Raw genomic sequence first — 21,026 nt, forward strand, 5'->3', positions numbered from 1 at the left:
GCGGGCCGATGTGCACCGGCCCTGTCCGTCCTGTCGTGCGGCATTCTAACCATCCGGATGGAAGTGATCGTATATCTTTTTCGCCACCGTCCGATTGATCCCCTCTACCGCCTCCAGATCCGCCAATCCCGCCCGTGCGACGGCGACGGCACTTCCGAAGTGATGGAGCAGGGCCTTCTTCCGTGACGGCCCGATCCCCGGGATCTCGTCGATCTGCGACCGGCCCAGCGCCTTGGTCCGCTTGGCCCGGTGCGTGCCGATGGCGAAGCGGTGCGCCTCGTCGCGCAGCCGCTGCAGGAAATAGAGGACCGGGTCCTTCTGCTCCATCTGGAAGGGCGGCCGGTTCTCCATGAAGAATCGCTCGCGCCCGGCGTCGCGGTCCGGCCCCTTGGCGATGCCGACCAGCGTGACGTCGTCGATCCCCAGTTCGGCGAACACCTCCAGCGCGACGTTGAGCTGGCCGAGGCCGCCGTCGATCAGCACCAGATCGGGCCAGCTCCCCTGCGTCCGCTCCGGATCCTCCTTCAGGGCGCGACCGAATCGGCGGGTGAGCACCTCGCGCATCATCGCGAAGTCGTCGCCGGCCGCCCCTTCCGTCTTGATGTTGAACTTGCGGTAGGCGTTCTTGATGAAGCCTTCCGGCCCCGCCACGATCATGGCGCCGATGGCGTGCGCGCCCTGGACGTGCGAGTTGTCGTAGACCTCCACCCGCTCCGGCGGCGCGTCCATGCCGAAGACGGCCGCCACCCCTTCCAGCAGCCGCGCCTGGGACGAGCTTTCGGCCAGACGGCGGCCCAGCGCCTCGCGCGCGTTGGTCTGGGCGTGCTCGACGATGCGCCGCTTCTCGCCCCGCCTGGGCACCGCCAGCTCCACCCTGTGGCCGGCCCGCAGGCTCAGCGCCTCGGTCAGCAGCTCGATCTCCGGCAGGTCGTGGCTGACCAGCACCAACGCGGGTGCGGCCTTGTTCTCGTAGAACTGGGCGATGAAGGCGGCCAGCACCTCCTCCGTCTCCGCCGCCTTGTCGTGGCTCGGGAAATAGGCGCGGTTGCCATAGTTCCGCCCGCCGCGGAAGAAGAACACCTGGATGCAGGTATAGCCGCCGTCGGCGAAGGCGGCGATGACGTCGGCATCCTCGACCACCCCCTCGACGTTGATGTCCTGGTGGGCCTGGATGGCGGTCAGCGCGCGGATCCGGTCGCGGTAGCGGGCCGCCGTCTCGAAATCCAGCGCCTCCGACGCCTCGGTCATGCGCCGGGCGAACTCGCCCTGGATGTCCCGGCTCTTGCCGGACAGGAAGGCCCGGGCCTGGTCGACCTGGGCCTGGTACTCCTCCGGCGAGACGCGTCCGACGCAGGGCGCCGTGCAGCGCTTGATCTGGTACTGCAGACAGGGCCGCGTGCGGCTGGCGAAGACGGTATCGGCGCAGTTGCGCAACAGGAAGGCGCGCTGCAGCGCGGTGATGGTCCGGTTGACCGCCCCGGCCGAGGCGAAGGGGCCGAAATAGTCGGCATCCCGGCCGCGCGCCCCGCGGTGCTTGGTCAGCTGCGGATAGTCGTGGTCCTTGGTGATCATGATGTGCGGGAAGGTCTTGTCGTCCCGCAGCAGCACGTTGTAGCGCGGCATCAGCTTCTTGATCAGGTTCGATTCAAGAAGCAGCGCTTCCACCTCGGTGTGGGTGTTGACGAATTCCATCGTCTCCGTCTCCGACACCATGCGCTGGAGACGGACGGGCAGCTTGTTCACCTGGGTGTAGTTGGTCACCCGCCGCTTCAGGTTCCGCGCCTTGCCGACATAAAGCACCGTGCCGTCGCCGGCCAGCATGCGGTAGACGCCGGGGGTCTGCGGCAGGGTCTTCAGATGGTCGCGGATCACCTCCACCCCGCGGGCGAGGTCGGCGGTCCGGCGGCGCGCGCGCGACGCCGCCTCGCGCAGGTCCGCCTCCGTCGCCGCCTCGCCGGAAGAAGGCATGGGACCCGTCTCGCCGTCGGGCGGGGCATGGGACCAGGGTGTCCCTGCGGATCGGCGGCAGCCGGTTCGGGGGCGGACGGATGGATATCGGACATCATGCCAATGTCGTCGAGCGTGCCTGCATGGTCAACCACCCCCTGCCCGAATTGGTTAAGGCTTCCGACTCAGGAGGCCCGAAGACTATCCACCATTCCTGTGGATAAGTTTGTCGATAACGATATGGGTAGCGTCGCCGGAGCCAAGAGTCCCAAGGCTTCCCAAGGGTCTGCCCAAAAATCAGGCAAATACGCTAACCCATTGATTCCGCTAGGTCAGGCGAGAGTCAAGGGTGTCCGGAGGGGCACTCACGCAAAATTGCCATCCCTCTCACGCGACCTCTTGCGTCCGGATTGCCACCTGTGTAAAACGCGCGGTCCTTTCGCGTGGCGGGCTGCGGGGACCCGCCGGCCCGGCGACGGAGTCGGAGTCTGCCCGGCATGGGTTTCCGTCTTTCCGCCTACTCCACCGGAACGAAGCCCTGGCCCGGCTGAGCCCAACCGAGATGCTCCCCGCCGTCCAGCGCGATCATCTGCCCGGTGACCGCCGGGGCGTCGATCAGGAACCGCACCGCCGCGCAGATCTCCTCCGGGGTCGTGCCCCGCCGCAGCGGAGTGGCTTCCCACTGGGCGGTGAACTCCGCCTCCGTCTGGCGGCTGTTGCGCAAGGTCGGCCCCGGCCCGATCCCGTTCACCCGCACCTGCGGGGCCAGCGCCATGGCCAGCGTCCGCGTCAGCGCCCACAGCCCCATCTTGGAGACCGTATAGGACACGAAGTGCGGGGTCGGGTTCCATACCCGCTGGTCCAGGATGTTGACGATCAGCCCGCGCTCGCCCTCGGGCAGTTGCCGGGCGAACTGCTGGGACAGTACGAAGGGCGCCCGCAGGTTCGCCTCCATATGCCGGTCCCACGACCGGCGGGTGGCGTCCAGCGCCTCGTCCCGCTCGAAGACGGAGGCGTTGTTGACCAGCAGCCCGAGCGGGCCGAGCCGCTCCACCGCCGCCGGCACCAGCCCCTCGACCTCCGATTCGCGCTCCAGATCGCCGGCCACCGCCACGGCACGGCCGCCGGCCGCGGCGATCTCGGCCACCACGGCATCCGCATCGGCGCGGGACCGGAGGTAGTGGACCGCCACGTCCCAGCCATGTGCTGCAAGATCGAGCGCGATGGCCCGCCCGATTCGCTTGCCGGCCCCGGTGACCAGGGCCGCTTTCCTCTTGATCTCGACCATGGCGCCATAGGTACCCTGCGGCCGCCGCCGGTCAAGAGGCGAGGCGTGGGGAAGAGGGGCGGGTATGCTGCGCGAGGCGTTCGAGTATCTGACCACCCCCTGCCCGCCGCTCGCCCGCCGATACGGCTATCTGGCGGAACTGGTGGCGCTGGGGGCGCGTCATCGCCGGCAGCGCCGGTCCTGGGCACCGCACCTCGCCGCCTGCCGCCACTTCGTGGCTGACGCCGCGGCCCGCGCGGCGCCGGGCGGCCGGGCGATGGTGGCGGGTTCCGGCCTGTTGCTCGAGGTGCCGCTGGCCGAACTCGCCGCGCGCTTCCGCGAGGTGGTGCTGGTCGACATGCTGCACGCCCGCAGCGTCCGGCGGCAGGCCAGGCAGTTCTCCAATGTGCAGCTCGTCGAATGGGACGTCAGCGGAACGCTGCAGGCGCTGGATGCCGCGCTGGCCCGCGGCGGGCCGCTGCCCCCGGCAGACCGGCCGCCGCTGCTGCCCGGCGAGCGGTTCAGCTTCGCCATCTCCTGCAACCTGCTGTCCCAGATCCCCCTGCTGCCGCTCGACGCCATCGAGCGGCGGGCCCCCGCCATCCTGGATGCGGAGCGGCTGACCTTCGCCCATGCGCTCGGCCATGCCCACCTGGAGTGGCTCGACCGCTCGGCCGACCGCGCCGCCCTCTTCACCGACACCGAGAGCCTGTGGCTGCGCGGCGGCGCCATCGAGGAGCGCGAGGACTCCCTGTGGGGGCTGGAGCTGCCCGCCCCGGACGTCCAGTGGCTGTGGGACATCGCGCCGGCTCCCGAGCAGGACCGGCGGCTCGACCTGCGCCACAGCGTCGGCGGCTGGTTCGATGTCCGCACCGTGACGGCGGGCGTCAACCTCTGTTGACCCGGTCACCACCGGGCCACACAGCAGGGAAGCCAGCGCATGAGCAACGATCCGTCGAACAGCCGCGACGAACGCCCGATCCCGCTCGACATCCAGGACACCCGCGACGCTCCGGGCGTGGATGAGGAGAAGATGGGGTTCCAGCGCATCATCGGCCCCGGCGCCGACACCCCGGCCGACGAGGATATGCCGGGTCAGGCCGTCGGGCGGGACGCCGACGGCATGCCGCAGCCAGGCAACCCGCGCGACCATGAAGGATCGGGCATCGATCCGACGGCGGACGGCGGCCCCGCCACCCCGGCGATCGGCCGCGACGGCGCCCAGGCGGGCGGCGGTCCGCATGTCGGCGGCACCGAGGGCGGCACCCATGGCGTGCTCGACCTCGGCACCAGCGCCACGGCCGGCTCCACCCGCGGGAGCGACGACCGCGACCGGCCGCAGCCCACGCCCGACACGTCCGACCGCATCATCGACGACCGCAACGTCTCGGTGGACGGCGGGCGCGACCGCGCCTGACGTCTTCGCCTCTTCAGCCGGGCGCCTCCTCGGGCGGGCGCCTGTACAGCCGGGCCGGCCGTCGGATAGCATGGGGCTCCCGCCGGGCCGGCAGATCGCCGGCTCGCCGGGAGGGTGCCGCCCCTCGCGGTGAAGACCGGATCCGACATGCGCGACGTCAGCGACAGGATAGCCGCCCGCCCGGTACCCGAAGATTACGGCCTGACCGCGGAGGACCTGCGGATCTGGTATTCGCCCGGCCGCGCCGGGGTGGTGCTCGCCCTGCTGGTCACCGCCGGGCTCGCCCTGTCCTACGCCATCGACGGGTCGCGCCAGTCGGACCCGTGGATCTGGGGCGCTGCGCTCGGCCTGCTCTACGGCGCCTTCTTCGGCGGTTTCGCCGGGCTGGGGGTGCTCGTCCTGATCCACTGGGCCGACCCGCTGGTCGGCCGCCTCTGGCCGGTCTACGGCCGCCTGCGCCTCTACCGTGACGCGCTGCAGGCGGCGCGGGAAACGGCGTAGCCGCGGCAGGCGGTCGCCGGCGACGATCCGGCGACGATCCGACAGGATCCGTCGAAACGAAAACAGGCGCCCCGAAGGGCGCCTGTTCTCATCTGTCGTCGAAGCGGCCCGAGGATCAGGTCCCCATCGGCTCGGGATCCATGCCGCCGGCCTCCTTGCCGCCGCTGGACGGCACCGAGGAACGACGGCCGGTCGAGGTCGGCTGGCGCGGCGGCGCCGCGTGGAAGCTCTCCTTGTCGTCGTCGCGGATCAGCGGTTCGCCGCGCAGCAGGCGCTGGATGTCGTCGCCGCTCAGCGTCTCGTACTCCAGCAGGCCCTTGGCCAGGGTGTGGAGCTGGTCGATGTTCTCGGTCAGGATCCGCCGGGCCTCGGAATAGGCCTCGTCCACGATGCGGCGGATTTCCTCGTCCACCGTGCGGGCGGTGGCGTCGGACATGTTCTTGTGCTGGGTGACCGAATGGCCGAGGAACACCTCCTGCGTCGGCTCGCCGTAGAGCAGCGGGCCGAGCTTCTCGCTCATGCCCCACTCGGTGACCATGCGGCGGGACATCTCGGTCGCCATCTTGATGTCGCCCGAGGCGCCGGTGGTGACGCGCTCCTTGCCGAAGATCAGCTCCTCGGCGATGCGGCCGCCCATGGCGACCCGCAGGTCGGCCAGCAGCTTGGCCTGGCTCAGCGAGATGCGGTCGCCTTCCGGCAGGCGCATCACCATGCCCAGGGCGCGTCCGCGCGGGATGATGGTCGCCTTGTGCACCGGGTCGCTGTCCGGCTGGTGGATGGCGACGATGGCGTGGCCGGCCTCGTGATAGGCGGTCAGCTTCTTCTCTTCCTCGGTCATGACCATGGAGCGGCGCTCCGCGCCCATCATGACCTTGTCCTTGGCGGCCTCGAACTCGGCCATGCCGACGACCCGCTTGCCGATGCGCGCGGCCAGCAGCGCGGCCTCGTTCACCAGGTTGGCGAGGTCGGCGCCCGAGAAGCCGGGGGTGCCGCGCGCGATCACCTTGGCGTCCACGTCGGGAGCCAGCGGGACCTTGCGCATGTGGACCTTCAGGATCTTCTCGCGGCCCAGCACGTCGGGGTTCGGCACGACGACCTGGCGGTCGAAGCGGCCCGGACGCAGCAGCGCGGGATCGAGCACGTCCGGACGGTTGGTCGCGGCGATGAGGATGACGCCCTCGTTCGCCTCGAAGCCGTCCATCTCGACCAGAAGCTGGTTCAGGGTCTGCTCGCGCTCGTCGTTGCCGCCGCCCAGGCCGGCGCCGCGATGGCGGCCGACCGCGTCGATCTCGTCGATGAAGATGATGCAGGGGGCGTTCTTCTTGCCCTGCTCGAACATGTCGCGGACACGGGACGCGCCGACACCCACGAACATCTCGACGAAATCGGAGCCGGAGATGGTGAAGAAGGGAACGTTCGCCTCGCCAGCGACGGCGCGCGCGGTCAGGGTCTTGCCGGTACCCGGAGGACCGACCAGCAGCACGCCCTTCGGGATCTTGCCGCCCAGACGCTGGAACTTCTGCGGGTCCTTCAGGAACTCGACGATCTCCTGCAGTTCCTGCTTGGCCTCGTCGATGCCGGCGACGTCGTCGAAGGTGACGCGGCCGACCTTCTCGGTCAGCAGCCTTGCCCGCGACTTGCCGAAGCCCATGGCCTTCCCGCCGCCGGACTGCATCTGGCGCATGAAGAAGATCCACACGCCGATCAGCAGCAGCATCGGGAACCAGGACAGCAGCACCGAGAACAGCGACGGCACGTTGCTGTCGTCCGGCACCGCGCTGATGCGCACGTTCTTGCTGGTCAGCCGCTCGACCAGCCCGGCTTCGGGCGGGACGTAGGTGCTGAAGGACCGGCCATCGGTGAAGTGGCCCGAAACCTGGTTGCCCTTGATCGTCACGTCGGCGACCTGGGCGCGGTCCACTTCGGCGAGAAGCTCGCTGAACGGAACCGTCGTTTGCGGGCTGCGCGTGGAGGAGCTCTGGAACAGATTGAACAGGGCCACCAGCAGCAGCCCTATGATGATCCAGAGCGCGAGATTCTTGCCGAAATTGTTCACGTCACACGCCTTTCTGCGAACCCTGCGCCGTGCGGCGCGCCGTGACGGCGGCACCGCTGAAGCTCCCCGGGCACACTTTCCAGATTAAATAATGCCGCGCCCTTCCGAAACAACCGTAAAAGCTGGTACTCCCAGCGGGACCCGGGGGGTGAAGGCTGCCGCATCCGCGAACGGCTCGCCGGGTCCACCGGCATAGGGGCCGGCACCGGGAAGCGGCGCCGCAACCAACCGCTCGCCGTCCCACAGGCCGGGCAGCGACGCGCGCACCGCCTCGTGCAGGGCCAGCCGCCTCGCCTCCGGTCTCCAGCCGACCACGCATCGCCAGCCATCCTCTCCCAGCCGCGCCACCGTCAGGCCGGCCACCCGCTCGGGCGCCAGGCGGACGGTGAAGCGGCGATCCCACAGCACGCCGCCGCCCGGCATGATGTCTATACGGTCCGCGACCAGCTCCGGTTCACGCGCCACCAGCAGTTTGCCGCGGTGCCGCAGGACCCGGCAGCCGGCCAGCGTCCGGCCCGCCCCTTCTGCAACGTCGGACAGCAGCCGCTCCAGCGCCTCGTCCCGCGGGGGATAGGCGGTACCTCCGACCGTCCGCAGGCAGGTGCCGAGCGCGCGCAGCGCCACCTCGTCCGGCGCCCGCTCCAGCGCCCGCGGATCGAGGAGGAGCCAGCCCTCCGGCCGGACCTCCGCCGCCACGGCGAGCAGCGCGGCGGCCGCCTCCTCCAGCGCGGCACGGGCGCGGGCGGCGCGGCGGGCGGTGCGGGCGAGCCGGCCGGCGTCCAGCCCCTCCGCCGCCAGAACGCTGCCGACCGCCCGCAGACGGGCGCGGGCGAAGGCCGGGTTGCGGTTGGACGGGTCCTCCACCCACTCCTGCCCGCGCGCCCGGCAGGTGGCGACGAGACGGTCGTGTGGAACCTCCAGCAGCGGGCGGATCAGCCGCACGGCCCCCTCCGCCCGCACCGGCGCCATCGCCGCCAGCCCGTCGATCCCGGAGCCGCGGGCGAGCCGCAGCAGCACGGTCTCCGCCTGATCGTCGCGATGATGCGCCAGGGCGAGGTGCAGGATGCCCTCGGCCGCACAGGCCTCGGCCAGCAGCCGGTGGCGGGCGGCCCGCGCCGCCTCCTGGATCCGCGATAGCGGCTTCTCCCCCTCCCAGCGGAGGATCCGATGGGCGATGCCATGGGCGGCGAGCCAGGAGCCGACACCGGCGGCCTCCTGCGCGGACCCGGCCCGCAGCCCGTGATCGACCGTCAGCGCCAGGATCCGGCCGCCCCGCTCCCGCGCCCAGTCCCCGGCCAGCAGAGCCAGGGCGAGGCTGTCCGCCCCCCCGGAAACGCCGACCGCCAGCCACGGCGCCGACTCGAAGGGACCGAGCCGGGCCATGCTGGCGGCGAATTCCTCCCGCGACAGCGGGGCCGGAGGCGAGGACGACGTCAGGTCGGGCAATTCAGGCGACGGCGCTCCGTATCGGCCCGGCGCTTCACGCTGGCCGAGGCGTCGGGGAACTTGGTCATGAGCTGGTTGTAGGCGGTGCAGGCGTCCTTCTTCTGGTTGAGCTGCTGCAGCGACATGCCCAGCTTCAGAAGATTGTCGGCCGCCTTGGAGTTCTTCGGATACTTCGACACGCCCTCGGCGAAGGCCTGGGCCGCCTCGGCGAACTTGTTGCGGACGTAATAGGACTCGCCGAGCCAGTACTGGGCGTTCCCGGCGAGCTGGTGCCCCTTGTTCTTGGCCAGGAAGTCCTGGAAGGCCTTCTCCGCCTTGTCGTAGTCGGCGTTGCGCAGCAGCTCGAAAGCGTGCTCGTACTGCTTCTCCGGGCCGGCATTCGACGGCACGGCAGCGACCGCGGCGGTCTGGGCAGGCTTTTCCGGCGCCTTGTCGGCCGGCTTCTCTGCAACCTTGTCCGCGCCCTTGGCCGGCGCCGAGCCCTTCGACGGGCCGAAGGCGTCGCCGCCGCCGCCCGACCCGAAGGCACCACCACCACCCGCGCCGCCGCCCTTCGACTCGAGCTCCTTCAGGCGGAAGTCGATGTCGGCGTTCACCCGCTCCAGCCGGTCCTTCATCTGCGAGACCTGGTAGCTGGTCTCCTCGAACTTTCCGGTCAGCTCCGAGATCGCGCGCTCCAGGTGCTGCAGGCGGATCTCCATGTCCGCGGCGAGCGACGGGGAGGCCTGCGCCACCTCGATCCGCCCGCCCTCGACCGAGCCCCCCAAGGCGGCCACCTGGCTCTCCAGCCGCTGCAGCCGCTCGACCTGACCGCTGGTCTGGGCAAGGGCGGTGCCGCCGGTCAGCATGGTGCCGAGCAGCAGGGAAGCGAACATCGTGGTCTTGGTCATGCGTCAGGTCCTGTCCGGGCGCGCGCGGTGGAGGCGCGAAACTGCCGAAGCAAAAAGGCGAAACGATGACCGCTGTTTAGCAGAAGAACCGGCGGCTTGCACCCGCCCGCTTGCACCGGATTTACCCTGCGTAAACGAAAACGCCGCCCCGGAGCTGGTCCGGAGCGGCGTCCTCGAACCCGAGCGGGTCCCGGCGTCAGTTGACGACGGTCACGCCACGGCGGTTCTGCGACCAGGCGGCCTCGTTCGAGCCCGTCACAGCCGGACGCTCCTTGCCGTAGGACACGGTGCTGACGCGGCTGGCGGAGACGCCGTTGGCGACCAGGTAGTTCTTCACCGAGTTGGCGCGGCGCTCGCCGAGAGCCAGGTTGTACTCGCGGGTGCCGCGCTCGTCGGCGTGGCCCTCGACGGTCACGGTGACCTGCGGGTAGGTCTGCAGCCACTTGGCCTGGCGGTCGAGGGTGGCGCGGGCCTCCGGCGACAGGTCGTAGCGGTCGAAGCCGAAGAAGACGCGGTCGCCGACGTTGACGACGAAGTCCTCGGCCGAGCCCGGCTTGACCTGCGACTGGGCGGTGCCGGTGCCGGCGCCGGCGCCGGCGTCCTTCGGGGTGGATTCGCAGGCGGCGAGGAGGGCCACGGCGGCGGCCATGGCGATGTACTTGAACTTCATGTTGGTTGACCCCCTTGAGATCACGCAAATGTTGAAAACAGCCGGATACTTCCCGCGAGAGCTGCCGGTTTCCGCCAGACCCCGACGAAAACCTGAACGACCGGCCTATGTCTTGAGCGTTGCTCTCGCGGGCCGCAAAATAGGGCTACTCCACTAGGGAATCAAGGGCGACCATGCAGGATCGGATGCGTCAAGCGGCGTTATCACACGACGCTCGTTGGCGCCCGTGACGTCGATCGTGTACAGCTTGGCGTTGCGCCCCCGGCCGTCGCCAGCGGGCAAGTCCTTGAAAAACATCAGAACACGGCCGTTCGGCGCCCAGGTCGGACCCTCGACGTGGAAGCCCTCGGTCAGCACCCGCTCGCCCGTCCCATCCGGACGGATTACGCCGATTGCAAAGCTGCCCCCACGCTGGCGCGTGAACGCGATCAGGTCACCGCGCGGCGACCACACCGGCGTGCCGTAGCGGCCCTCGCCGAAGCTCAGCCGCTTCACCCCCGACCCGTCGGCGTTCATGATGTAGAGCTGCTGGCTGCCGCCGCGGTCCGACTCGAAGACGATCTTCTGGCCGTCCGGCGAGTAGCTCGGGGCGGTGTCGATTCCCGGCGCGTCGGTGAGCTGGGTCTGGCGGCGGGTGCGCAGGTCCAGCGTGTAGATGTCGGTGTTGCCGTTCTGCGCCATGCTCATGACGACGCGGTTGCCGTCCGGCGAGAAGCGCGGCGCGAAGGTCATGCCGGGGAAGTCGCCCAGGACCTCCTGCCGGCCGGTGTCGATGTTGAACAGGTACACGCGCGGCTTCTTGTTGAAGTACGACATGTACGTGATTTCCTGGGTCGTCGGCGAGAAGCGCGGCGTCAGGACCAGCGTCTGCCCGTCGGTCAGGAACTGATGGTTCTCGCCGTCCTGATCCATGATCGCCAGACGCTTCTTGCGGGCGTTGGCCGGGCCGGTCTCCGAGACGTAGACGATGCGGGTGTCGAAATAGCCGTCCTCGCCGGTCAGCCGCTTGTAGATGGCGTCGGCGATGATGTGGGCGATGCGGCGCCAGCTGTCGGTCGTCGCGGTATAGGACAGCCCCTGCATGTACTGGCCCGAAGCCACGTCCCACAGGCGGAAGTCCACCTTCATGCGGCCGTCGCCGGTCGCGGTGGTGCTGCCGGCGACGAGCGCCTGGGCGCCGACCGCCTTCCAGTCCTGGTAGCGCGGCTCGCCGGTGCGGAGCTGCTCGGGCGTCTGCAGGAAGCCGCGCGGGTCGAGCGGGCGGAACAGGCCGGACCGCTCCAGGTCGGCCGAGACGACCTTGGAGATGTCCGCGCCGACCTGCGCCTCGCGCCCGCCGGCCCCGGCGAAGCTGGTGATCGCGATGGGCAGCGGTTCGACCACGCCCTTGGTGATGTCGATGCGCACCTCGGCGCGGGCCACCGGCGGGACGGCCACGCCCAGGGACAGAAGCACCGCGCCGGTCCAGCCGGCGAGCTTCAGAAGAAGCCTCGTCTTCATCGTCATGGTCAGAACATATCCTTCGGGTCGAAATTGAACACGAAGTAGCGCCACTCATCGTAGCGGTTGGGTGTGAAGTCGCTGGCGAACTCGGTGATCGGCAGCGGGCTCGCCCGCTTGACCGCGCGCAGCGCCGCGTCGGCCGAGGCCCGGAAGGCCTGGTCGGACATGTAGCGCGAGCGGTGCTTCTCGTCGATGTAGGCGTTCAGGACGCTGCCGTCCTTTCCCACCTCGACGTGGATCGTCACCTGCATGTCGCCGGCATTCTTGCGGCCGGGGTCGAAGTTCCAGTTCTTGCCCACGGCGCCGCGGATGCCGTCGACGGCCCGGCCGGAGGGCTTGAACGGCTTGTCCGGACCGGCGACCGCCTTGGCGGCGCCGGACGGGGCCGCCGCCTGCTGGCTCGGCTTCGCGTCCGCCTTGGCGTCCGAGGCCTTGCCGTCGGGCTTGGCGTTCTCCGACGACTTCAGCTTGCCGACGTTCTTCAGCAGGTCGGACAGCGGATCGGCGTTGGCCGTCTGCTTTTCCGGCTGCTTGGCAGGCGCCTTCTCGGCCGGCTTCTCCGGCTGCTTGGCCGGTTCCGGCTTCTTCGGCTCGGCCTTGGGCGGTTCCGGCTTCTTCGGTTCCGGCTTCGGAGGCTCGGGCTTCGGCGGTTCCGGCTTGGGCGGTTCCGGCTTGGGCGGTTCCGGACGCGGCTCGTGCTTCGGCTCCGGCGGCTTGGGAGTCGGCGACGGCTCCGGAGTCGGCGGGGGCGGCGGAGGCGGGGGCGGAGTCGGGGCAGGCTTCGGCGGCGGGGTCGGCTCGCGCGGCGGCGGCGGGACCTGCGCCACCTTGGGCGGTTCCGGCGTCTTGGGCGGCGGCGGGGGCGGCGGCTGCTCCTCCGGCTCGTCGTCCGGCGGGGTCGGCGCCGGCGGGCTCGGCTTGGCCTCCGGCACCGGCGGGCGGGCCGGCGACGGGGTCGGCTTCGGCTCGCCCTTGTCGACGCGGGCAGCCTGCGTCACCTCCCCCACATCCACGATCTCGATCGGGATGGAGGGCGGGATCTCCAGCTTGCGATCGCTGGGCGGCATGCCGAGCACGAACAGCGCGACGAGCGCGACGTGCAGCACGGCCGATGCGATCAGGGGTCTGCGCATGGGATGCTCGCCTGCCTCAGCGCGCCTGCTTGGCGCCGACGCGCGGGCCGCCGGCCGTCGGGCCGTTCGGCATCTCCGCGACGAGGCCGACCTTCTTGAAGCCGGCGGCGCTCATCGTCCCCATGACCTCCAGCATCTTGCCATAGGCGATCTTCGCGTCGCCACGGACCAGGATGCGGGCCTCGGGGTTGTTGTTCGTCACCGCGATCAGCAGGGCGACCATGTTCGACAGCTCGACCGGGGTCTCCTGCACGAAGACGCGGCCGTCGGTCTGCACCGTCACGAACAGCGGGTCCTTCTGCTGCTCCAGCGGGGCGGCGTTGGTCTTGGGCAGGTCGACCGGCACGCCGACCGTCAGCATCGGGGCGGCGACCATGAAGACGATCAGCAGAACCAGCATGACGTCGATGAACGGCGTCATGTTGATCTCGGCCATCGCGCGGTACCCGCGGCGCTTGCCGCGGCCGTGGGCCTTGCCGGCGAGTTGTGCGGCCATGTCAGGCGGCTCCCCGCTCCTCGAGGTGGCGCGACAGGATGGCCGAGAACTCGCCGGCGAAGGTCTCCAGCCGGTCGGCGTAGCGGCCGAGGTCGGTCGAGAACTTGTTGTAGGACAGCACCGCCGGGATGGCGGCCAGCAGGCCCATGGCGGTGGCGAACAGCGCCTCGGCGATGCCCGGCGCCACCACGGCGAGGCTGGTGTTGCCCGAACCGGCGATGGAGGTGAAGGAGTTCATGATGCCCCACACCGTGCCGAACAGGCCGATGAAGGGGGCCGTCGAGCCGACCGAGGCGAGGAAGGTCATGTAGCGTTCGGCGCGCGCCATCTCGCGGCCGATGGTCACCGCCATCACCCGCTCGACCCGCTGCTGCAGCGATCCCTTCATGGTGCCGGCGATGCCGCGGTCGGCGGCGTGGCGCCACTCGCGCATGCCCGCGGCGAAGGTCGCCGACATCGGGTCGGTGGGGCGCTGGCCGATGCGGTCGTACAGCGCGTCCAGCGAGCCGCCCGACCAGAAGCTCTCCTCGAAGGCGTCCGCCATCGCGTTCAGCCGGCGGATGCGCATCATCTTCTCGATGATGATCGCCCAGCACCAGACGGACGCGACCAGCAGCATCAGCATCACGATCTTGACGATCATGTCGGCCTGCCAGAACAGGCCCCAGATCGTGATCTCGGCAGCGTGGCCGGCGGCGGCGTTGCCGACGAGCTGGGCGGTTTGTAGGGTCTCCATCGCGGTCAGTCTCGCATTTGCTTCTTATAGAGAGCGTCGATGGCCTCGCGGACCGGCGCGGGAAGGCGCGCCGGGCGTCCGGCCTGGTTGATCATCACCAGCTGCAGATCCGCCCGCGCGAGGTCGCGGCCGTCACGGCGAACGGTTTGTGCAACTGCGAAGGAAGCACCGCCGGTATCGGTGATCCGTGTCTCCACTTCAAGCGTGTCTTCCAGCCGGGCGGGAGCGACAAAATCGATCGTCAGCCGACGTACCGCAAATGACACACCCGAGGCACCGGCGAGGCCGCCGTGCGTCAGGCCGAGAAGCCGCAGCATCTCGCTGCGCGCCCGCTCGACGAAGCGCAGATAGTTGGCGTGATAGACGATGCCGCCGGCATCGGTGTCCTCGTAATAGACCCGCAGCGGGAACCGGTGCGTGCCGTCGTCGGCGAACCAGCCGGAAAGCTGCAGCGGGCCGGCCGGCCGGTACGGGGCCGTGGACGGTTCACTCATCGTCCGCCCCGTCGATCGGCTCGTCGCCCGCGGCGGGCCGGCCGCCGGCCCTGTCCAGCAGGTCGAGCTGCCGGGCCGCGGCGGCCGGCGGATTGATGCCGAGGTAGCGGAACCCCTGGTCGGTCAGCATGCGTCCGCGCGGCGTGCGCTGCAGGAAGCCCTGCTGGATCAGGTAGGGCTCGACCACCTCCTCGATCACGTCGCGCTGCTCGCCCAGCGCGGCACCCAGCGTCTCGACGCCGACCGGTCCGCCGCCGTAATTGGCCGCGATCAGGCCGAGATAGCGGCGGTCCATGCTGTCGAGCCCCAGCCGGTCGACCTCCAGCCGGGTCAGCGCGGCGTCGGCGACGCGCTTGTCGACCTCCGGCACGCCGGCCACCGCGGCAAAGTCGCGCACCCGGCGCAGCAGGCGGCCGGCGACGCGCGGCGTGCCGCGCGACCGGTTGGCCACCTCCCGCGCGCCCTCCGGCGTAATGCCCATGCCCAGCACGCCGGCGGCGCGGCGCACGATCAGTTCCAGCTCGTCCGGCTCGTAGAACTGCAGGCGGACGGGAATGCCGAAGCGTTCGCGCAGGGGGCGCGTGATCAGGCCGCTGCGCGTGGTCGCGCCGACCAGCGTGAAGGGCGGCAGGTCGATGCGGATCGAGCGCGCCGACGGCCCTTCGCCAATGATGAGGTCGAGCTGGAAATCCTCCATGGCGGGATACAACACCTCCTCTACGGCGGGATTGAGGCGGTGAATCTCGTCGATGAAGAGAACGTCGTGCGGCTGCAGGTTGGTCAGCAGCGCGGCGAGGTCGCCGGCCCGCGCGATGACCGGGCCGGAGGTGGCACGGAACCCGACGCCGAGCTCGCGCGCCACGATCTGGGCGAGCGTCGTCTTGCCCAGCCCCGGCGGACCGAACAGCAGGACATGGTCCAGCGCCTCGCCGCGGGCGCGGGCGGCCTGGATGAAGATCGACAGGTTCTCGCGCGCCTGCCGCTGCCCGATGAATTCGGCCAGCGACAGCGGACGGATGGAGGACTCGGCGGAATCGCCGCTGCCCTGGCCCGGCTGCACCAGACGGTCCGGGTTGGAGGGACCGGAGGTCATTGGCTAAGCTCCTTGAGGCCCTGACGGATCAGGTCCGAAACGCTGGCGTCCTCCCCCAGGGTCCGTCCGGCGGCCACGACGGCGCTGAAGGCCTCCGACCGCCCGTAGCCGAGATTGACCAGCGCCGACACCGCGTCGCCCAGCGCCGGGGTCGCCCCCGGAACGGCCGGCACCGGCCCGCCCTTGCCGGCCGCCGGCGTCGCGGCGGCGGCCCCGCCGAGCATCAGGTTGCCCACCTTGTCCTTCAGCTCGTTCAGGATGCGCGCCGCCACCTTCGGTCCGACGCCGTCGGCGCGGATCAGCGCGGTCTTGTCCTGCGAGGCGATGGCGCGGGTGAGCTGGTCGGGGTCGAGCACGCCGAGGATCGACAGCGCCAGCCGCGCCCCCACCCCCTGGATGGTGGTCAGCAGCCGGAACCACTCCCGCTCGCCCTGGTCGGCGAAGCCGTGCAGGACAATGCGCTCCTCGCGGACGAAGGTCTCGACCACAAGCGAGACGCGCTCGCCGGCGGCGAGACGCGACAGGGTGCGGTTCGAGCAGGACAGCAGGTAGCCGACCCCGTTCACGTCCAGGATGACCCAGTCGCTGCCGGTGGAATCCACGATGCCCGTGAGCTTGGCGATCATTCAGAGAACATCCTTGCCGGACGGCTGGCTGCGCAGGACGGCGGTTTCGGTCAGACGGGCTTTGATCGTTTCCAAAACGCCGTCGAGATTGTCGATGATGTCGGTATTCCAGAAGCGCAGAACCCGGAACCCTGCCTGCTCCAGGACGCGGGTCCGGCGCTCGTCCTGCCCGGCCCGCTGCTCGGCGGGCCGGCCGCCGTCGAGTTCGACGATCAGCCGGTGGTCGTGCGAGACGAAATCGGCGACGAACCCCAGGATCGGCTCCTGCCGCCGGAACCTGGCGCCGAGCTGGCCGTTGCGCAACTTCTGCCAGACGATCTTTTCCGCGTCGGCCGTGGTCCGCCGCACTGTCCCGGCGCGCCCCGCATCCGGGTCGGCGGGTCCGCGATCCGCCTGCCGCGCCGGCCCGGGGATGCCCTGCGCCGGCACGGCGGGGCCGGGCGGGGTCCTCCGCCACATCAGCCAGCTCGCCCGGTGGTGGGCATGGCAGATCGCCACGGCGAGCGCGTCGGCGGCGTCGGGGGTGCCGATCTCGCAGCCGGGCAGCAGCATGCGGACCATCGTCTGCACCTGCGCCTTGTCGGCCCGGCCCTGCCCGACCACCGCCTTCTTCACCATGTTGTTGGCATATTCGGCCACCGGCAGCCCGGCCTGGGCCGGGACCAGCAGGGCCACCGCCCGCGCCTGTCCCAGCTTCAGCGTGGAGACGGCGTTGGTGTTCACGAAGGTCTCCTCCACCGCCGCCTCGTCCGGGCGGTAGCGGTCGAGCACGGCGGTCAGGGCGTCGTGGAGCTGGCAGAGACGCTGGGCCAGCGGGCAGGCGTCGTCGGAGTGGACGGCCCCGTCGGCGACGTGACTCAGCCGGTTGCCGGCCACGTCGATGATGCCCCAGCCGGTGTGGCGCAGGCCGGGGTCGATCCCCAGGAGCCGGACCGGAGGCTGCGTCGCCCCGGCTCGCCCCGCACCGTTCCGTCCGGCCGGCCCGAGCACGCGCCTTCTCCCGACCTTACGCGGTCAGCTTCTGCATCAGCTCGTCCGGGATGTCGAAGTTGCCCTCGACCGTCTGGACGTCGTCGTTGTCCTCCAGCACGTCCAGCAGCTTCAGCAGGCTGGCGGCGGCATCCTCGCCGGGGGTGACCGTGTTCAGCGGCTTCCAGGTCAGCCGGGCGCTCTCCGGCGCGCCGAACTTGGCCTCCAGCGCGTCGCGGACGGCGCCGAAGCCTTCCACGGTGGTGGTGACCTCGTGGCCTTCCTCGTCCGACTCAACATTGTCCGCGCCGGCTTCCAGCGCGGTCTCGAACATCGCGTCGGCGTCCGCCGCGGCGGCCGGATAGTAGATCGCGCCGACCCGGTTGAACATGAAGCTGACCGAGTTCGTCTCGCCCAGGCTGCCGCCGTACTTGGTGAAGCTGGAGCGCACTTCCGAGGCGGTGCGGTTGCGGTTGTCGGTCAGCGCCTCGACGATCAGCGCGACGCCGCCGGGGCCGTAGCCCTCGTACCGCACCTCTTCATAGTTCGCGTCGTCGCCGCCGCCGGGCGTGCCCTGCTTGATCGCCCGCTCGATCCGGTCGCGCGGCATGTTCTGTGCCCGGGCCGCGAGGATGGCCGCGCGCAGCCGCGGGTTGGCCGCCGGGTCGGGCAGGCCGCCCTTCGCCGCGACGGTGATCTCGCGGGCGAGCTTGTTGAAGATCTTGGACCGCTTGGCGTCCTGCGCGCCCTTGCGGTGCATGATGTTCTTGAACTGGGAATGACCGGCCATGCGTCGAACGAGCCTCGATACGGAATCTGGTTAATCGGCGGGACTGCGGTTGGACACATGTACCGTATCCTGCGCGCCGCCGCACGCTTTCGGCGCGGGAGACGACACCCACCCGAGTAGAAAGTCAATATGGCGAGATTGCGGCGTGACCTGTGCCGCGCCGCCCGGCCTCCGCCCCCCGTGTCCGCCGGGCCACGCCCGATCAGGCGAGCCCGTGCCGGTTGGGCGGCCAGAAGGCCTCGTCCAGCAGCTCCTCCACCCGGTAGGGACAGTCGCGCGGCAGGTCGCGGTCGAAGACGCAGTCCCGCTCCAGCCCATAGAGCGCTTCACGCCGCCCCTGCCGCCATGCATCCTCCAGGAAGCCGTCCAGCTTGGCCCGAAGGCTCGGACTGTCGTCCAGCAGAAGGGGCAGGCTCATCCGCTGCTCGACCACCGACCTCCGCCACGCCTCCCGCGGCTGCTCAGCGGGGGAGTGCTCCAGCTTCAGCAGATGCTCGATGATGCGGGACAGGCGGCTGATGGCCTCCCGCCTGTCGCTGCGCCCCATGCTCTCGATCTCTTCGGCAAGGTTCTCCCAGTCCAGCGGCAGGTTGGTCCCCGACGCGGCCGCCTCGCGCAGGCGGGCGGCCTGCTCCATCGCCCAGGCGTAGAAATCCTCGTCGTGCTTCGCGTGAAAGCCCATGGGACACTCCCGCTCACTGCCCCCGCTCGGGCACAGTCTGGCTCAGCCGGCCGCCCAGCCGCAACGGCTCGATGCGCAGGGCGAGGCCGGTACGGTCGTCGGTCTCCACATAGCAGCCGCAGACCGTCCCCTCGCCCTCCGCCGGCGACAGGCGCTCGGTCGGCAGCTTGCGGACCATCTTGGCGAGCGCGATCTCCTTCTTCATGCCGATGGCGCTGTCATAGTCGCCGCACATGCCGGCATCGGTCTGGTAGGCCGTTCCCTTGGGCAGGACCATGTGGTCGGCCGTCGGCACATGGCTGTGCGTCCCGACGACCAGCGAGGCGCGGCCGTCGCAGAAGTGGCCCATGATCATCTTCTCGCTGGTCGCCTCGCCATGCATGTCGATCAGGATGGCGTCGACCGCTCCCGGCCCGAGCCGGTGCGCCTTCAGAACCCGGTCGACCGCCGCGAAGGGATCGTCCATCGGCTCCATGAACAGGCGCAGCAGCACGTTGACCACCAGCACCTTGCGGTTCCCGCGGGTCTGCAGCAGGACGAAGCCGCGGCCGGGCGTGCCCTCGGGGTAGTTCAGCGGCCGGACGATGCGCGGCTGCTGCTCGATGGTGGAGACGAGGTCCTTCTGGTCCCAGGTGTGGTTGCCCAGCGTGACCACGTCGATACCCGCGGCGAAGAACTCCTCGGCGATCTTCACGGTGACGCCGTAGCCGCCGGCCGAATTCTCGCCGTTGACCACCGTCAGGTCGGGGTCGAGCTTTTCGCGCAGCAGGGGCATGTGACCGATCACCGCCTCGCGCCCGGAGCGCCCGACCACGTCGCCGAAAAACAGAATCCGCATCGTTCAGTGCCTTGAAGTGCGAAGCGCCTCGCGCTCCGTGGAAATGCCGAGCGCTTCGCGCTCCGTGACGATCCAATCCAGGGGCTGGTCATGCGCGCCGACCGGCACCGCCTCCAGCTCCTGCGCCGCGAAGGCGACCCCGACGGCCAGCACCGGGTGCACCGCCCGCAGCGCCTCCAGCGTCCGGTCGTAATAGCCGGCGCCATAGCCCAGCCGGTGGCCGCGCCGGTCGAAGGCCAGCAGCGGCACCAGCAGCACCGCCGGCCGCAGCTCGGGACTGCTCCCGTCCGGCTCGTGGATGCCGTAGCGCCCCTTGACCAGCACGTCCTCCGGCCGCCAGCGGCGGAAGACCAGCGCGCTTCCCCGCGGTCCGGAGACCGGCAGGGCCACCGTCCGCCCGAGGGTCCTGAGATGGTGGAGGGCCGGCCGCACGTCGAGTTCGGAGCCGAGCGGCCAATAGCCGCCGACCTCCCCCGCCGGCAGGTCGAGCGCCGCGATCCGGTCGCGGATCGCCGCCGCGGCATGGGCGCGTTCCGCCGGATCGGCGATGGCGTCGCGCACGGCCCGCGCCAGGGAACGGGCGGCGTCCTTGCCGTGCGGTGCGGTCATCGTCCTGCTTGGTGCCGGATCAGCGGGAAAAGAGGGTGGAAGGCGCCGCCTCGGCCGGTGGCCATGTGCCTATCCTCCATGGCCTGCATGAGCAGGTGGGCACCGTGTACCCGGACCAGGGGTCCGGACAGGGACAGTTCCCTAGAGATCAAGGTTATCGGCCCTGGGGATTAATGCGGCCTGTCGAGCCAGGCAGCGAACCTTCCGGGTCCTAATCTAGGCGCGCTCGAGCCGCGCGGCAACCTCTTCGATGCGCCGGGCGACCTGATCGAGGCCGGCGGCCACCTCCGCCTCGTCCAGCGCGAGGCCGGCGGGGGCGCCCCGCCCGGCCGCCATGTCCTGCATCTCGTCGGCCAGGACGAGGCAGGTCATCACCAGCATCTGCGCCTCCGAGCCCAGCTTGCCGCCGCCGGTCAGCTGCTTCAGCCGGCGGTCGACATAGGCGGCCAGCTCGCGCAGCCGCCCCTCCTGCCCCTCCTGGCAGCCCATGCGGTAGAGGCGGTTGTTGATCTCGATATCGACCTGCGGCATGGGATCAGCTCTCCAGGACCTGTTCCAGGCGGTGGATGGCGAGCTCCAGCCGCTGCGAGACGGTGTCGGCCGTGGCCTGGGCACGCGCGTGGTCGGCGCGGGCGGTCTCCAGCGCCTGGGTCAGCTCCTGCTCGCGGCGGGAAACCCGCTCCTCCCGCGCGGAGGCGGCGTGCTCCAGCCGGTCCACGGCCTTGTTCAGCCGCTGCAGCGCGGCCTTCAACTGGTCCATGCGAAGAATCCCTTGCGCATCGCCCCATATCCTGCGCCCCAGGCCCAGCCCGCTCCAAACCGCCGCGACGGCGGCCGGACCGGCCGTGCCCAAGGTGGGTGGC

General features: G+C 70.4%; 23 protein-coding genes, 1 other RNA gene and 1 pseudogene. 3 read left to right on the top strand and 22 right to left on the bottom strand.

What is annotated here, in order from left to right:
- Nucleotides 1-45 precede the first annotated feature (45 nt).
- Complete coding sequence (uvrC, locus tag DEW08_RS04450; protein WP_245985940.1) at nucleotides 46-1,968, bottom strand: excinuclease ABC subunit UvrC; 1,923 nt, start codon at nucleotides 1,966-1,968, stop codon at nucleotides 46-48.
- Nucleotides 1,969-2,464: 496 nt separating this feature from the next.
- Entirely contained in the window at nucleotides 2,465-3,235 is a 771-nt protein-coding gene (locus tag DEW08_RS04455) for an SDR family oxidoreductase (RefSeq protein WP_109324789.1), read from the bottom strand.
- 64 nt (nucleotides 3,236-3,299) lie between these two features.
- On the opposite strand from DEW08_RS04455, the gene DEW08_RS04460 reads away from it, so the two are divergent.
- The 3 genes from DEW08_RS04460 to DEW08_RS04470 all read left to right on the top strand — a co-directional run bounded on the left by DEW08_RS04460 (nucleotide 3,300) and on the right by DEW08_RS04470 (nucleotide 5,132).
- Nucleotides 3,300-4,115, top strand: a complete 816-nt coding sequence (locus DEW08_RS04460; RefSeq protein WP_109324790.1) for a hypothetical protein — start codon at nucleotides 3,300-3,302, stop codon at nucleotides 4,113-4,115.
- A 39-nt stretch (nucleotides 4,116-4,154) separates the two neighbouring features.
- Entirely contained in the window at nucleotides 4,155-4,631 is a 477-nt protein-coding gene (locus DEW08_RS04465; RefSeq protein ID WP_109324791.1) for a hypothetical protein, read from the top strand.
- Nucleotides 4,632-4,778: 147 nt separating this feature from the next.
- Nucleotides 4,779-5,132 (top strand): hypothetical protein, encoded by a 354-nt coding sequence (locus tag DEW08_RS04470; protein ID WP_146214631.1) that lies wholly within the window; start codon nucleotides 4,779-4,781, stop codon nucleotides 5,130-5,132.
- A 115-nt stretch (nucleotides 5,133-5,247) separates the two neighbouring features.
- On the opposite strand, the gene ftsH is transcribed toward DEW08_RS04470, so the two are convergent.
- From ftsH to DEW08_RS04565, 20 genes and pseudogenes are all read right to left on the bottom strand, one after another.
- Nucleotides 5,248-7,188 (bottom strand): ATP-dependent zinc metalloprotease FtsH, encoded by a 1,941-nt coding sequence (ftsH, locus tag DEW08_RS04475; RefSeq protein WP_109324819.1) that lies wholly within the window; start codon nucleotides 7,186-7,188, stop codon nucleotides 5,248-5,250.
- 84 nt (nucleotides 7,189-7,272) lie between these two features.
- Nucleotides 7,273-8,634, bottom strand: a complete 1,362-nt coding sequence (gene tilS, locus DEW08_RS04480; protein ID WP_245985942.1) for a tRNA lysidine(34) synthetase TilS — start codon at nucleotides 8,632-8,634, stop codon at nucleotides 7,273-7,275.
- Entirely contained in the window at nucleotides 8,622-9,524 is a 903-nt protein-coding gene (ybgF, locus tag DEW08_RS04485) for a tol-pal system protein YbgF (RefSeq protein WP_109324821.1), read from the bottom strand. Before ybgF ends, tilS begins: the two co-directional genes overlap by 13 nt.
- 196 nt (nucleotides 9,525-9,720) lie before the next feature.
- Nucleotides 9,721-10,194 carry a peptidoglycan-associated lipoprotein Pal gene (gene pal / locus DEW08_RS04490; protein WP_109324822.1) on the bottom strand — a complete coding sequence of 158 codons (474 nt, stop codon included), beginning with the start codon at nucleotides 10,192-10,194 and terminating at the stop codon, nucleotides 9,721-9,723.
- 153 nt (nucleotides 10,195-10,347) lie between these two features.
- Complete coding sequence (tolB, locus tag DEW08_RS04495; RefSeq protein WP_109324823.1) at nucleotides 10,348-11,700, bottom strand: Tol-Pal system beta propeller repeat protein TolB; 1,353 nt, start codon at nucleotides 11,698-11,700, stop codon at nucleotides 10,348-10,350.
- Nucleotides 11,701-11,702: 2 nt separating this feature from the next.
- Nucleotides 11,703-12,830 carry an energy transducer TonB gene (locus DEW08_RS04500; protein ID WP_109324827.1) on the bottom strand — a complete coding sequence of 376 codons (1,128 nt, stop codon included), beginning with the start codon at nucleotides 12,828-12,830 and terminating at the stop codon, nucleotides 11,703-11,705.
- Nucleotides 12,831-12,846: 16 nt separating this feature from the next.
- On the bottom strand, nucleotides 12,847-13,326 hold the full coding sequence (gene tolR / locus DEW08_RS04505) for a protein TolR (RefSeq protein ID WP_109324828.1): 480 nt from the start codon (nucleotides 13,324-13,326) through the stop codon (nucleotides 12,847-12,849).
- Nucleotide 13,327: 1 nt separating this feature from the next.
- Nucleotides 13,328-14,062 carry a protein TolQ gene (tolQ, locus tag DEW08_RS04510; RefSeq protein WP_109324829.1) on the bottom strand — a complete coding sequence of 245 codons (735 nt, stop codon included), beginning with the start codon at nucleotides 14,060-14,062 and terminating at the stop codon, nucleotides 13,328-13,330.
- Between the two features lie 5 nt (nucleotides 14,063-14,067).
- On the bottom strand, nucleotides 14,068-14,556 hold the full coding sequence (gene ybgC, locus DEW08_RS04515) for a tol-pal system-associated acyl-CoA thioesterase (RefSeq protein ID WP_109324830.1): 489 nt from the start codon (nucleotides 14,554-14,556) through the stop codon (nucleotides 14,068-14,070).
- Nucleotides 14,549-15,649, bottom strand: coding sequence for a Holliday junction branch migration DNA helicase RuvB (gene ruvB, locus DEW08_RS04520; protein WP_109324831.1), 1,101 nt, complete (start codon nucleotides 15,647-15,649; stop codon nucleotides 14,549-14,551). The genes ybgC and ruvB overlap by 8 nt, the downstream gene beginning before the upstream one ends.
- Nucleotides 15,646-16,275, bottom strand: a complete 630-nt coding sequence (gene ruvA / locus DEW08_RS04525; RefSeq protein WP_109324832.1) for a Holliday junction branch migration protein RuvA — start codon at nucleotides 16,273-16,275, stop codon at nucleotides 15,646-15,648. The genes ruvB and ruvA overlap by 4 nt, the downstream gene beginning before the upstream one ends.
- A complete protein-coding gene (locus DEW08_RS31965; RefSeq protein WP_245986145.1) occupies nucleotides 16,276-16,734 on the bottom strand; it encodes an endonuclease domain-containing protein in 459 nt (152 codons plus the stop codon).
- A pseudogene (ruvC, locus tag DEW08_RS31970) lies at nucleotides 16,735-17,265 on the bottom strand (crossover junction endodeoxyribonuclease RuvC); the annotation flags it as partial.
- A 16-nt stretch (nucleotides 17,266-17,281) separates the two neighbouring features.
- Nucleotides 17,282-18,034, bottom strand: a complete 753-nt coding sequence (locus DEW08_RS04535) for a YebC/PmpR family DNA-binding transcriptional regulator (RefSeq protein WP_109324835.1) — start codon at nucleotides 18,032-18,034, stop codon at nucleotides 17,282-17,284.
- Nucleotides 18,035-18,236: 202 nt separating this feature from the next.
- A complete protein-coding gene (locus DEW08_RS04540; RefSeq protein ID WP_109324837.1) occupies nucleotides 18,237-18,716 on the bottom strand; it encodes a DUF29 domain-containing protein in 480 nt (159 codons plus the stop codon).
- Between the two features lie 13 nt (nucleotides 18,717-18,729).
- Entirely contained in the window at nucleotides 18,730-19,554 is an 825-nt protein-coding gene (locus DEW08_RS04545) for a TIGR00282 family metallophosphoesterase (RefSeq protein ID WP_109324838.1), read from the bottom strand.
- Nucleotides 19,555-19,557: 3 nt separating this feature from the next.
- The gene (locus DEW08_RS04550; protein ID WP_109324839.1) at nucleotides 19,558-20,163 is read right to left on the bottom strand and encodes a 5-formyltetrahydrofolate cyclo-ligase; all 606 of its coding nucleotides are present in this window, start codon (nucleotides 20,161-20,163) and stop codon (nucleotides 19,558-19,560) included.
- A 38-nt stretch (nucleotides 20,164-20,201) separates the two neighbouring features.
- A non-coding RNA gene (ssrS, locus tag DEW08_RS04555) (6S RNA) lies at nucleotides 20,202-20,365 on the bottom strand.
- A gap of 14 nt (nucleotides 20,366-20,379) precedes the next feature.
- Nucleotides 20,380-20,694 (bottom strand): cell division protein ZapA, encoded by a 315-nt coding sequence (locus DEW08_RS04560; protein ID WP_109324840.1) that lies wholly within the window; start codon nucleotides 20,692-20,694, stop codon nucleotides 20,380-20,382.
- A 4-nt stretch (nucleotides 20,695-20,698) separates the two neighbouring features.
- Entirely contained in the window at nucleotides 20,699-20,923 is a 225-nt protein-coding gene (locus DEW08_RS04565) for a hypothetical protein (protein ID WP_109324841.1), read from the bottom strand.
- Between the last annotated feature and the right edge of the window lie 103 nt (nucleotides 20,924-21,026).

The organism is Azospirillum thermophilum, from assembly GCF_003130795.1.
Lineage (GTDB): Bacteria > Pseudomonadota > Alphaproteobacteria > Azospirillales > Azospirillaceae > Azospirillum > Azospirillum thermophilum.

Bases quoted from the DNA above. Each gene is read 5' to 3' on its own strand.
- DEW08_RS04540 (WP_109324837.1), bottom strand. From the start codon at position 18,716: ATGGGCTTTCACGCGAAGCACGACGAGGATTTCTACGCCTGGGCGATG.
- uvrC (WP_245985940.1), bottom strand. From the start codon at position 1,968: ATGCCTTCTTCCGGCGAGGCGGCGACGGAGGCGGACCTGCGCGAGGCG.
- DEW08_RS04470 (WP_146214631.1), top strand. From the start codon at position 4,779: ATGCGCGACGTCAGCGACAGGATAGCCGCCCGCCCGGTACCCGAAGAT.
- DEW08_RS31965 (WP_245986145.1), bottom strand. From the start codon at position 16,734: ATGTGGCGGAGGACCCCGCCCGGCCCCGCCGTGCCGGCGCAGGGCATC.
- ybgF (WP_109324821.1), bottom strand. From the start codon at position 9,524: ATGACCAAGACCACGATGTTCGCTTCCCTGCTGCTCGGCACCATGCTG.
- DEW08_RS04460 (WP_109324790.1), top strand. From the start codon at position 3,300: ATGCTGCGCGAGGCGTTCGAGTATCTGACCACCCCCTGCCCGCCGCTC.
- DEW08_RS04550 (WP_109324839.1), bottom strand. From the start codon at position 20,163: ATGACCGCACCGCACGGCAAGGACGCCGCCCGTTCCCTGGCGCGGGCC.
- tolB (WP_109324823.1), bottom strand. From the start codon at position 11,700: ATGACGATGAAGACGAGGCTTCTTCTGAAGCTCGCCGGCTGGACCGGC.
- DEW08_RS04455 (WP_109324789.1), bottom strand. From the start codon at position 3,235: ATGGTCGAGATCAAGAGGAAAGCGGCCCTGGTCACCGGGGCCGGCAAG.
- tolQ (WP_109324829.1), bottom strand. From the start codon at position 14,062: ATGGAGACCCTACAAACCGCCCAGCTCGTCGGCAACGCCGCCGCCGGC.
- DEW08_RS04465 (WP_109324791.1), top strand. From the start codon at position 4,155: ATGAGCAACGATCCGTCGAACAGCCGCGACGAACGCCCGATCCCGCTC.
- DEW08_RS04535 (WP_109324835.1), bottom strand. From the start codon at position 18,034: ATGGCCGGTCATTCCCAGTTCAAGAACATCATGCACCGCAAGGGCGCG.
- ruvB (WP_109324831.1), bottom strand. From the start codon at position 15,649: ATGACCTCCGGTCCCTCCAACCCGGACCGTCTGGTGCAGCCGGGCCAG.
- ybgC (WP_109324830.1), bottom strand. From the start codon at position 14,556: ATGAGTGAACCGTCCACGGCCCCGTACCGGCCGGCCGGCCCGCTGCAG.
- pal (WP_109324822.1), bottom strand. From the start codon at position 10,194: ATGAAGTTCAAGTACATCGCCATGGCCGCCGCCGTGGCCCTCCTCGCC.
- ruvA (WP_109324832.1), bottom strand. From the start codon at position 16,275: ATGATCGCCAAGCTCACGGGCATCGTGGATTCCACCGGCAGCGACTGG.
- DEW08_RS04560 (WP_109324840.1), bottom strand. From the start codon at position 20,694: ATGCCGCAGGTCGATATCGAGATCAACAACCGCCTCTACCGCATGGGC.
- tolR (WP_109324828.1), bottom strand. From the start codon at position 13,326: ATGGCCGCACAACTCGCCGGCAAGGCCCACGGCCGCGGCAAGCGCCGC.
- DEW08_RS04500 (WP_109324827.1), bottom strand. From the start codon at position 12,830: ATGCGCAGACCCCTGATCGCATCGGCCGTGCTGCACGTCGCGCTCGTC.
- DEW08_RS04565 (WP_109324841.1), bottom strand. From the start codon at position 20,923: ATGGACCAGTTGAAGGCCGCGCTGCAGCGGCTGAACAAGGCCGTGGAC.
- DEW08_RS04545 (WP_109324838.1), bottom strand. From the start codon at position 19,554: ATGCGGATTCTGTTTTTCGGCGACGTGGTCGGGCGCTCCGGGCGCGAG.